General features: G+C 40.9%; 11 protein-coding genes. 9 read left to right on the top strand and 2 right to left on the bottom strand.

Going from position 1 to position 11,387, the window contains the following annotated elements:
- Positions 1-94: 94 nt before the first annotated feature.
- Both IEU71_RS01215 and IEU71_RS01220 read right to left on the bottom strand, forming a co-directional pair.
- Entirely contained in the window at positions 95-2,347 is a 2,253-nt protein-coding gene (locus tag IEU71_RS01215; RefSeq protein WP_036068413.1) for a BspA family leucine-rich repeat surface protein, read from the bottom strand.
- A gap of 157 nt (positions 2,348-2,504) precedes the next feature.
- Positions 2,505-2,711: a hypothetical protein gene (locus IEU71_RS01220; protein WP_004914272.1), complete on the bottom strand. Its 207-nt coding sequence runs from the start codon at positions 2,709-2,711 to the stop codon at positions 2,505-2,507.
- Between the two features lie 259 nt (positions 2,712-2,970).
- On the opposite strand from IEU71_RS01220, the gene IEU71_RS01225 reads away from it, so the two are divergent.
- The 9 genes from IEU71_RS01225 to IEU71_RS01265 all read left to right on the top strand — a co-directional run bounded on the left by IEU71_RS01225 (position 2,971) and on the right by IEU71_RS01265 (position 11,383).
- Positions 2,971-4,605, top strand: a complete 1,635-nt coding sequence (locus IEU71_RS01225) for a peptide ABC transporter substrate-binding protein (protein WP_004914270.1) — start codon at positions 2,971-2,973, stop codon at positions 4,603-4,605.
- A 27-nt stretch (positions 4,606-4,632) separates the two neighbouring features.
- On the top strand, positions 4,633-5,433 hold the full coding sequence (locus IEU71_RS01230; RefSeq protein ID WP_158082480.1) for an SDR family NAD(P)-dependent oxidoreductase: 801 nt from the start codon (positions 4,633-4,635) through the stop codon (positions 5,431-5,433).
- A 468-nt stretch (positions 5,434-5,901) separates the two neighbouring features.
- A complete protein-coding gene (rihC, locus tag IEU71_RS01235; protein ID WP_004914263.1) occupies positions 5,902-6,846 on the top strand; it encodes a ribonucleoside hydrolase RihC in 945 nt (314 codons plus the stop codon).
- A 77-nt stretch (positions 6,847-6,923) separates the two neighbouring features.
- A complete protein-coding gene (gene rsmG, locus IEU71_RS01240; protein ID WP_004914261.1) occupies positions 6,924-7,643 on the top strand; it encodes a 16S rRNA (guanine(527)-N(7))-methyltransferase RsmG in 720 nt (239 codons plus the stop codon).
- A 22-nt stretch (positions 7,644-7,665) separates the two neighbouring features.
- A complete protein-coding gene (locus tag IEU71_RS01245; RefSeq protein WP_004914257.1) occupies positions 7,666-8,427 on the top strand; it encodes a ParA family protein in 762 nt (253 codons plus the stop codon).
- Positions 8,417-9,325, top strand: a complete 909-nt coding sequence (locus IEU71_RS01250) for a ParB/RepB/Spo0J family partition protein (RefSeq protein WP_004914254.1) — start codon at positions 8,417-8,419, stop codon at positions 9,323-9,325. The genes IEU71_RS01245 and IEU71_RS01250 overlap by 11 nt, the downstream gene beginning before the upstream one ends.
- The gene (locus IEU71_RS01255; protein WP_004914252.1) at positions 9,325-9,534 is read left to right on the top strand and encodes a DUF951 domain-containing protein; all 210 of its coding nucleotides are present in this window, start codon (positions 9,325-9,327) and stop codon (positions 9,532-9,534) included. The genes IEU71_RS01250 and IEU71_RS01255 overlap by 1 nt, the downstream gene beginning before the upstream one ends.
- A 1-nt stretch (position 9,535) precedes the next feature.
- Positions 9,536-10,636, top strand: a complete 1,101-nt coding sequence (gene ychF / locus IEU71_RS01260) for a redox-regulated ATPase YchF (RefSeq protein ID WP_004914250.1) — start codon at positions 9,536-9,538, stop codon at positions 10,634-10,636.
- 51 nt (positions 10,637-10,687) lie between these two features.
- Positions 10,688-11,383 (top strand): DUF1129 domain-containing protein, encoded by a 696-nt coding sequence (locus IEU71_RS01265; protein WP_004914248.1) that lies wholly within the window; start codon positions 10,688-10,690, stop codon positions 11,381-11,383.
- Positions 11,384-11,387: the final 4 nt, after the last annotated feature.

The raw sequence follows: 11,387 nt of genomic DNA on the forward strand, positions 1-11,387 counted from the left end.
ATGAAAACACTCAACTGGCAATCACCACGAAAGGTTTTTCAGCAGTTTGCAGTGTTCGGTTAATTCTTGCAATCTACCATATCTTTTTGTTAGATTATGGCGTCTCACTCAACGTCCATGTTAATTCTGATTCTAGTTGTTTGCCAAGCAATGCTGTATCAATCACAGTGCTTGGGTTCAACCAAATGCTGAAGTTTTTGGTATCATCATGATTAAAAGCAATACTCTTGGTCGCAGCCGCTGATGTGCCCGACCAGAAACTGCTAGCACCAGTGGCTAAATCACTAGTGCCATATTTAATCTTCAAGTTTGACTTGGCAATCGTAGCTGATTCACCATCAGTTGTCCAATCACTTGTTTGCGCCACTGTAACATTATACGTTGTACTGTAATCTAAATCTATTAAGGCCACCGAACCAGTTGCCATGTTGGTTGCCAGCGGGCTATTGCCATTAAAGAAGTCACTGGCTGCTAACGTGCCAAAGGTAAGTGATGAAATCGTATTGATAACATCCTCTTGTGCCCACACGTACGTAACTGCTTCAGTTCTATCAGCGTACATTTCTGTCGTTGTGACCATTGCACCCTTAGGATTAAATACTTTTCCTGTGCCAACAATCTGCCAACTGGCTGCAGTTGTTTTGTGGCTTGACGTAATCGTTGTCCCAATGGGGGGAGCTGCTGTGAAGCTAGGATCATCGGCAAATTTAATGTTTTCCCCCAGCTTGATGTGCCAGAGTTTAGAAGTCTTTGCAAACATGTTAGTAACTATCGCACCGGATGTATTCCAGTCGGACAGATATAGCATACTAATATCAGACAGTCTAAACATATTGCTAAACGTTTGCACTTTGGTGACATCCCAGCTAGAGATATAAGGGATATCACTGTAGATAAAACAATAAAACATATAACTCATATCCGTGACATTGGTCGTCTTAAAATTGTATAGGTCCAAAGGGATGTCGTAATAACCACGTGTGATCTTAGTGTAAGCAAACATATAAGCCATATTAACTGATGTTGCGGTCCGACCGACACCCCAAGTCGAGAGATCTAACTTACGTAAATTTGTCGCACCGTAAAACATATAGCTAAAATCTGACACTTGGGTGACATCCCAGCTACTTAAGTCCAAAGCAGACTCACTACCGCGAGCAAACATATAACTCATATTAGTGACATTGGTCGTCTTAAAATTGGTTAAGTTGAAACTGAAAGAGTTAGGAGTGGAATAAAACATATAAGCCATATTAACTGATGTCGCGGTCCGACCAACCCCCCAAGTCGATAGATTTAAAGTGGTTAACTTATCCGCATCGTAAAACATATAGCTAAAATTTGACACTTGGGTGACATCCCAGCTATTTAAATTCAAACTAGACAACTTACTGTAAGCAAACATATAACTCATATTAGTGACATTGGTTGTCTTAAAATTGGTTAGGTTTAAATTGGTTAATAGACTGGTGCCATAAAACATATACCACATTTCAACTGATGTCGCGGTCCGACCAACCCCCCAAGTCGATAGATTTAAGGTGGTTAACTTTGTCGCATTTCTGAACATATTGCCAAAACCTGACACTTTGGTAACATCCCAGCTACTCAAATCTAAACTGGTCACACCACTCTCCTCGAACATAGAGCCCATACTGATCACGTTACTTGTATCGAACGTGCTCAAATCTAGCGTGGTGGCTAAAGCGCTATCCTTATAAAACAACCCGCTCATGTACTTTACTGATGAGGTGTCAAAATTACTCACATCAATTAATTGAGATAGCCCTGTTAATTGCGAAAACAAATTGCTTGAATTTGCTGGCGCAACAACGCCACTTTCAAATTGAATGCTCTTGACGTCTGCTGGTGTCACACCTGCATTAGTTAAATTTGTTTTAAGTATCTGCGACAGCGTGCCCGCACCAAAGACCAACAAGCCAGTAGCAGAATCAAACGTCCAAGTACTTGTCCCGTTGGTATTAGTTGTGATGGCTCTTGGTGCTTTATTTTTGGCAACCGGTTTCTGGCTATCAGTTGCTTCAGGCGCTTCTTTGACTGTGGGTTCTGACACCCCACTATTTTCAACCGGTTCCTCCACTGTTTCATGCTCATCTGTTTCTGGCTCTGATGATCTTCCCTCAGCAGAATCATCACCAACATTAGCATCCACCCGTTGAATCAATTCCTGCAAATCAGAACGCCCCTCATTAGGTAACCGCATTGTCGTTGCTGGTTGGTTATTATTTTTTTCTGATAGTTGAGACGCTGTCACAGCTTGCAGAGGGCCTGATAAAGTCATTAATAAGGTGATGATGATAATATATAATGATTTTCTAACACGCATATTTCCACTCCATAGTAGTCTAGACCCTCATTCTACTAGGGGGGGTGGAAGATAAGACGACTTTTAAGTGAATAAATTGTGAATTTTAGCGTCGAAATATGACTGAAATAAGTACGCGAATTAAAAAAAGACGAACACCGTCCGCCTTTTTTATCAATTATGCCCAACCGTTTTTTTGAAAATCAGACAAAATACGTGCTTGTTCTTTAATGCGATTGTCACGTGGTAGTGTACGTGCATGTGATGAATCACGCCATAAATGGTGGACACGATCTGATACATTGACCAATTGCGTATCGCCAGTCGCAATAATATACGCAGTTTTTTTCCAATCTGTTTCCAAAATATATTCTATACCAATCATAATTTTTCCTCGTCAAAATAGCTTTATATATTGCTTTAATTATCTTATTAGCACCTAGTATAAGGCAATATTTTCATTCTGTCTATGGTATTACTATTAATATATATAATATTACTGAAAATTGGTACATATTTTTCATCAATGTTTATCTGTTAGACCAACTATGAAAAAAAGTACCAAATTATGGCATTTTCCCATCCGATTAGCTTTCGATGTGGTAAAATGAGTAAATACGGAAGAAAATAGTGAGGATATTTTAATGAAAACATGGCAAAAACTAACAATTGGTGGTGTGGTTGTTGTGGCTGTGGTCGGTGGCACTCGTGCAGCTGGCTTATGGGGTGGTTCCAACAGTAGCAGTGATAAAACGATACACTTTTCGTTGCCGACACCTTTGAATGGGTTGGATTCAGCAACGATTACTGATGAATACTCAATGGACGTCGTTGGTAATGCTGGAGAAGGCTTACTTCGAGCTGATAAGAATGGCAAGCCACAACTGGCGCTTGCCAAATCAATCAAGTCATCAACTGATGGCAAAACATGGACAATTACTTTGCGTAATGGGCTCAAGTGGTCTGATGGCAGTAAGTTAACGGCCAAAGATGTTGTCTACGCTTGGCAGCGTGCTAACGACCAGAAGACTGCTTCAGAGTATGCCTATTTGTATAGTGGTATCAAGAACGCAGACGCCATTCAAGCTGGTAAGGTCGACAAAAAGACGTTAGGTATCACAGCCAGCGGCAATACGTTGACAGTGTCATTGGAAAAGCCGATGCCACAATTTAAGAGTTTGTTGACGTTCCCAACTTTCTTCCCACAAAAGCAAAGCTTTGTTGAAAAATATGGCAAAAAGTACGGGACAACCGCTAGCAAGACGCTTTATAACGGGCCTTACGTATTTAAGGGTTGGAACGGAACAAACAATAAGTTTAAGTTAGTCAAGAATAAGTATTACTGGGACGCGAAAGCGGTTAAGACACCGGAGATTGACTTGCAGGTCATTCAGAAACCAGAAGTAGCTGTGCAAATGTATAAGACGGGTAAGCTGGACTCTGCGTTGGTTAACACGCCACAATTATCAGAAGCGAATAAGAATAACAAAGGATATCGCATCACGCCACAAGCAACAACGGTATTTTTGGCTTATAACCAGTCCGGAAATGTCAAGGCGTTGAATAATACGAAGATTCGTCAAGCGCTGAATTTGGTGACGAACCGTTCAGAGTTGAATTCACAAGTATTGTCAGGTACGTCAACGCCAGCCACGTCATTTACACCTAAAGGATTGAGCTCGGTAAATGGAACTGATTTTGCGACTTATGCAAAGCAAGACTATAAGTATAATAAAGCAAAAGCTCAGAAGCTTTTCCAAGAAGGCCTGAAGGAATTAGGCGAGCAGTCCATTACATTAGAAATCGAAGCCGATACAGATCGTGTTGCCAACGCGAAAGATGTTGTCAACTATTTGCAAGGTCAATGGAGTAAGAATTTGCCCGGCTTAAAAGTGACTGAGAAGTTCGTGCCATTCAAGCAACGCTTGCAAGATGGATCGAATGCTAATTTCCAAATTATGCTGACGCAGTGGGGCGCTGATTATGCCGAACCAACGACATTCTTAGATTTGGCTTCGACTGGCAACGCTAATAACTACAACCACAATTCAAACGCGGATTACGATGCACTATGGAACAAAGCAAAGGGTGTCGATGCCACAAATGATACTAAACGTGCAGCTGACGAAAAGGGATTGGAAAAGATTATCAATCAACAAGCCATTTTGAATCCGCTGTATTACCAAGCACAACCAGAACTAGTTAATCCTGATGTTACAGGATTCTATCACCATGCAGTTGGTGTTCCACTGGACTTTAAACTTGCAGCACGCAAGTGATAGTTGGGATGGAAGAGAGTGATGAAATTGCGTTTTGAAAATAAAGTAATATTAATTACAGGGACAAATAACCCCAAAGGTATCGGGGCGGCCATCGCTAGAAAATTTGCTAACGCCAACGCAAAACTTGTACTCGTTTATAAACGCTTAGACTATTCTTGGGACGAAGCAAAGGCTAATGAACCAGGATATGATTTATATTTTAAAAGCCTTGCGAGTGATGGTGGCGAAGTCAAAGATGAGTTAGAGGGAGCTGGTGCTAAAATATTAACAATAGAAGCTGATATCACTGAAAAAGATGCACCAGCAAAAATATTTAAGCAAGCTGTCAAAAAATTTGGTCATGTAGATTTCCTAATCAATAACGCAGCCGAGTTTAGCGAACATGATTCTCTTGATAAAATTACTCCTGAAGCAATTGATTTGATTTTTGATGTAAATACCAAAGCGACATTGTTGATGTCACAACTTTACCTTCAAAATTTTCAAGGACAAAGTGGGAGAATTATCAATTTTTCAACAGATTCTGCGCAAAATATGGCAGGTCAAATTGCTTATGGTGCAAGTAAAGCTGCTAACGAGTCAGTAACTAGGTCGCTTGCAGTGGAACTGGGTTCAAAAGGTATAACTGTTAACTGTATTGCGCCAGGACCAACGCAAACAGGATGGATCAACAAAGATTTAGAAACAATTGTTTTACCAGATATTCCGACAGGTAGGTTGGTTCAACCAGAAGATATTGCTGACGCGGTTGCGTTTTTATGTAGTGACGAAGCAAACCAAATTACGGGGCAGATCATTAAGGTTAGTGGGGGACATAACATTTAATAGTTTACTAACAAACAATTACTTATCAAAGAGATAGATGCTTGTTTCATACCAAAAATGAGGTAACATAAATTATTTAACTCAAGCACAACCAGAACTAGTTAATCCTGATGTTACAGGATTCTATCACCATGCAGTTGGTGTTCCACTGGACTTTAAACTTGCAGCACGCAAGTGATTATTCGTGAAAGCATGCCATTTGGTGTGCTTTTTTATTTGGTGAATTTCATGTAAAAGGCAATAAAAAAACCACGAAGCAGAATCTAAATCAAACTTGCTTCGTGGTTGCTGCAATCGAATCGACCGCTTTTCCTATTAAGCGGCCAAAACGATTGAGCGTTTTCCATTAGAATTACTCAAAAGTTATGACCCCCTTTCCTAGATTAAGACCATAATAAAACGGACTTTCAAAAATGTCAAGTTGAAAGCTTTGGTATAATAATAACAATAATAACTAAAGGGGAAAATATGACAATTCCAATTATTTTTGATACTGATCCGGGTATTGATGATGCTGCGGCACTCAGTATATTACTGACAAATTCTGCTTTTGATGTGCGATTGGTGACGACGGTTGCGGGGAACGTTTCCGTCGATAAAACAACGCTGAATGCTTTGAAGTTAACACATTATTTTAATCGGCAAGATGTTAAAGTAGCTCGTGGCGCAGAAAAACCATTGGTCAAGCCATTTAAGGATGCTGCGGCAATTCATGGTGAAAGCGGCATGCCGGGCTATGATTTTGGCACACTATCTACTCAAACAATTGCCGAAGAAGCAGTTGTGGCCATGCATCAGACCATACAGGCATCACGTGAACCAATTACGTTGGTTGCAGTTGGGGCATTTACTAATATCGCGATGTTGATACAGCGATTCCCAGACGATTTGCAGAAAATTGAACGATTAGTCATTATGGGTGGCAGTTTGTCCGGCGGTAATTTGACATCAGTTGCTGAATTTAATGTTTTTACCGATCCGGATGCCGCCAAAATTGTGTTTGAAAGTGGCTTGTCTATTACAATGTTAGGTCTTGATGTAACAGAAAAGGCCGTTTTGACAACTGATTCTTTAGCAACATTAGCACAGATCAATGAAACGGGACGAATGCTGTCAGCGTTATTTGACCACTACGCTGATCACACAGGTACTGGCAAGCCAATGCATGACGTTAACACACTATATTACTTATTACACCCTGAAAAATACCAAATGAGGGATATTTGGATTGACGTGGTGACAAGCGGACCGGCAATTGGTGCAACAGTTGGGGACATTTTGCAAAGTAGCCACGACACGACAAACGCACATGTGGCCCTTGATATTGACGGACCAGCGTTTAATGCTTGGTTTTTGTTGATGGTTGCACAAATTGATGACGCAAATATCAACGCGGGAAAACTTGAAAAATAGCCCATTTTTAGGTATTCTAGTAGTAGTTGAAAATGGCGCTTTTTGTGTGCTGAACTAATTGAAATTGGAGAACACAATTGACAAACGAAGACTTCATGAATGCACTCAAACAAGCCGGCATGACATTAAGTGATGCGCAATTAGCGCAATTTGAACAATATTATGAATTATTGGTGACAACTAATGCCAGTGTTAATCTGACGGCAATCACTGAAAAATCAGAGGTCTATCTCAAACATTTTTATGATTCACTGACAGTCGCATTTTATGAAAAAAGCTTGCAAGATGGTGAGCATAGTTTAATTGATATTGGTACTGGCGCCGGTTTCCCAGCGATACCACTAAAAATTGCCTTTCCAAATCTTAAAATCACCTTGGTGGACGCTTTGCAAAAACGGGTTAAGTTTTTACAAACCGTTGTCGACGAGCTCAAGTTGAGCGACGTGACTATTGTTCATGGGCGTGCCGAAGATATTGGACAAAATCCAACGTTCAGGGAGCAATTTGACTATGCAACAGCGCGTGCTGTTGCACGGACAAGCGTATTGGCCGAGTATACGTTGCCATTTGTCCACATTGGTGGTGAATTTCTAGTCATGAAAGGTGCAGCAGCACAACAAGAGTTGGCTGATGGGCAAAAGGCGTTGCAAACGCTAGGCGGTAAATTACGTGATGAATACGCGTTTGAATTGCCTAATGGTGATTCACGATTTATACAAATTGTTGATAAAGTGACGAAAACACCCAAGAAGTATCCGCGCCAAGCGGGTACACCAAGTAAAAAACCAATTGCTTAAACTAAAATAGGAGGCGCCTAAAATGGCACAAATAATTGCATTAGCCAATCAAAAAGGCGGTGTCGGTAAGACCACCACAAGTATCAATTTAGGCGCGGCATTAGCACAGGCTGGGCAGCGCGTTTTATTGGTTGATATTGATGCCCAAGGTAATGCGACTAGTGGTTCTGGTGTTGATAAATCTGCTTTAACCGTTGATAGTTATGACGTTATCGTTGAGCAAACACCATTGCATGATGTTATTGTGCCAACGGACAATTATGATTTGGTGCCTGCCACCATTCAATTATCAGGCGCCGAAATTGAATTATCCAATCAAGAAAAACGTGAATACCGCTTGAAAACAGCACTTGAAAAAGTGCGTGATGATTATGACTTTATTTTGATTGATAATCCACCAGCTTTGGGATTGTTAACTGTCAATGCATTTACGGCAGCAGATGCTATTCTTATTCCTGTACAAACTGAATTTTATGCGTTAGAAGGTTTGGGCCAATTGTTGAATACAATTGAGCTGGTTCGTCAGCAATTTAATCCAGAGTTAGATGTTGCCGGAATTCTGTTGACAATGTATGACGGACGCACGAATTTGGCTAAGCAGGTTGCGCAAGAAGTGCGTAATTACTTTGATGACAAAGTCTATGAGACAATCATCCCAAGAACAGTTCGTTTGAGCGAGGCGCCATCTTATGGACAAGCAATCATTGATTTTGATCCAAGAAGTGTTGGTGCTCAAGTGTACAATGATCTGGCACAGGAGGTCTTGAAGCAATATGGCAAATAAAAAAGGTGGCCTTGGAAAGGGCATGAGTTCGCTATTTGGCGCCAATAATGTGTCAAAATCAGCAGTTGAACATACAAAATCTGCAACAAAAGAGCCGACTGCAACCGAGAATGTTGTGCAGCTTAACTTGAGTGCTATAAAGCCTAATCCATTTCAACCACGCCGTCATTTTGACGAGACGAAGTTACAGGAATTGGCAACATCCGTTCAAGATAGCGGTGTTTTAACACCGATTATCGTTCGTGAAGATGGTAAAAGCTACCAAATTATTGCTGGTGAACGACGTGTACGTGCTTCACGATTAGCAAAATTAACTACAATACCAGCTATTGTGCGTCAGGTTGATGATGACACGATGGCAGCCGTGGCACTAATTGAAAACTTGCAGCGTGATGATTTGAATGTCATTGAAGAAGCGCAAGCTTTCGATGCTTTAATGACAAGATTGTCACTTAGCCAAGCTCAACTGGCTGAAAAAGTTGGTAAAGATAGAGCAACTGTGGCAAATGCATTGCGACTGTTGAAGTTACCAGAAAATGTCCAAACATTGTTACAAGATGGTGATTTATCAATGGGACAGGCAAGAGCTTTATTAGGTTTAAAGAAAAAATCACAAATTGACAAGGTTGTTGCCACGATTATGGCGCGTGGTTTAAATGTCCGTCAAGTCGAAGCATTAGTTAAACAAATCAATGAATCTGGTGACGAGCCTGCTGCCTCTGAAAAGCCACAAATTTCACCTTTCATTGCGGCAGTTGCAACACAGCTGGAAGAAAAATTTGGCACAAAAGTTAAGGTCAATACAGCCACCAAGGGAAATGGCAAAATTGAAATTAACTATGTTTCAAATGATGATTTAAGTCGTATTTTAGCATTATTAAATATTGAGGTAGATTGATGGCAACACCATTAACATACAATTTACATGACATTGTTGAAATGAAAAAGCCACATGCTTGTGGTGCCAATGCTTGGGAAATTACGCGTGTTGGCGCAGACATCAAATTATCTTGTACAAAATGTGGACGTGGAATTATGATGACGCGTTTTGATTTTAACAAACGATTGAAAAAAATACTTGAAGAAGCAAGTCAGAAAGAAGATTAACATGGCACTTACTGCTGGAATCGTCGGCCTTCCAAACGTCGGCAAATCAACATTATTTAACGCAATTACGAAAGCTGGTGCAGAAATGGCCAACTATCCTTTTGCGACGATTGAGCCCAACGTTGGTATGGTAGAAGTACCAGATGAGCGTTTGGCACGTATTCAAGCCATTGAACCTGCTGATAAAGTCATCCCAACAACTTTTGAATTCACGGATATTGCTGGTATTGTTAAAGGCGCCTCACAAGGTGAGGGATTGGGCAATAAATTCCTAGAAAACATTCGTCAAGTGAATGCTATTGTCCACGTTGTCCGCGCTTTTGACGGTGATGAAATTATTCATGTTAATGGTGTTGTTAATCCGTTGGATGACATTGAAACAATCAACACTGAGCTGATTTTGGCTGATCTTGAAACGGTTGATAAGCGTTATGCCAAAGTAGCGCGTGCCGCTAAGGGTAGCGACAAGGCTGCTAAAGCTGAGTTTGCAGTCCTTGAAAAATTAAAGCCAGCGTTAGAAGCTGGTCAATCCGCTCGAACTGTTGCGTTTAGTGATGATGAACAAAAAATCGTCAAAGGCTTGTTCTTATTAACTACCAAACCCGTTTTGTATGTCGCCAACTTGGCTGAAGATGATATGGCTGATCCTGAATCTTCAAAGTACTTTAATGAAATCAAAACGTTTGCTAATAGCGAAGGTGCTGATGTCATTGGTTTGTCAGCAAGTGCAGAAGAAGAAATTGCCGAATTACCAGATGATGAACGTGCTGAGTTTTTGGAGATGGCCGGGGTTGATGAACCCGGATTGAATAAGTTGACTCGAGCTGCCTACCATCTGCTTGACTTGCGAACATTCTTCACAGCTGGTGGCAAAGAAACACGCGCTTGGACTTTTAGAGCAGGTGCCAAAGCGCCACAAGCCGCTGGTGTCATTCATTCTGATTTTGAACGTGGTTTTATTCGCGCTGAAACCATTAGTTTTGACGACTTAGATGCTTTAGGCTCAGTTAAAGCAGTGAAGGAAGCTGGAAAATTGCGCTCGGAGGGTAAAGAATATGTCGTACAAGACGGCGATATTATCGAGTTCAGATTTAACGTTTAATCAATATAAAGGTGCACTCGCACCGTACATAACCTAGGGAGGCAACAACGCATGTCAGAAAATCGTGAATTAACGAAAAAAAATCAGGATTTCATGTTCCAATTCAAAAAACTATTGGCTCAAAATACAAAATTAGATGGTGAAAAAATAGACACAATTGTATCAGAGGTAGAAGCTAAACTTTTGGCAACACAAGGCCAAGGACAAACAGCGACGCAATTGTTTGGTACACCAACACAAGCTGTTCAACAGTATCTTGACCCTAAAAAGACAGCCAAAAAGCTTTTTGACTTCAAATTTAGTACTTTAGCAATTGATACGTCATTAGCCATATTTATGTTATTTGCTTTAGTCTTTGGCTTGACTTTGTTTTTCTCAAAAAACAATCGTAATCAAGGCGCAGGGATTATTTCTCTGTTGCTGATTGCCGGACTGGGTGGGTCAATTTATACAGCAGTGGTTTTGAAGTTGACACCTAATCCAAAAGTACCTGAACAAACTAATTCTCGTAGTCGTCGCTGGGGCTACCTCATTGCTGCGATGGTAGCTTGGATTTTGGGATTCGTCGTTTTGGGTATGTTGCCAGCTGTTATTAACCCAACATTGCCTGCGATTGTCTATATTATCTTGGCAGCCGTGGCTTATCTTGCTTTCCGTTGGAACCGCCAACGTGCTGGCTTAAAGGGTGGTTTCTTCGCCATAAGTCAATTATCACAACAAGCGCGCCTAGAAGCTGCGCAAAAGTAATTGA

The sequence above is a fragment of the Leuconostoc falkenbergense genome, assembly GCF_014634805.1.
Taxonomy (GTDB): domain Bacteria; phylum Bacillota; class Bacilli; order Lactobacillales; family Lactobacillaceae; genus Leuconostoc; species Leuconostoc falkenbergense.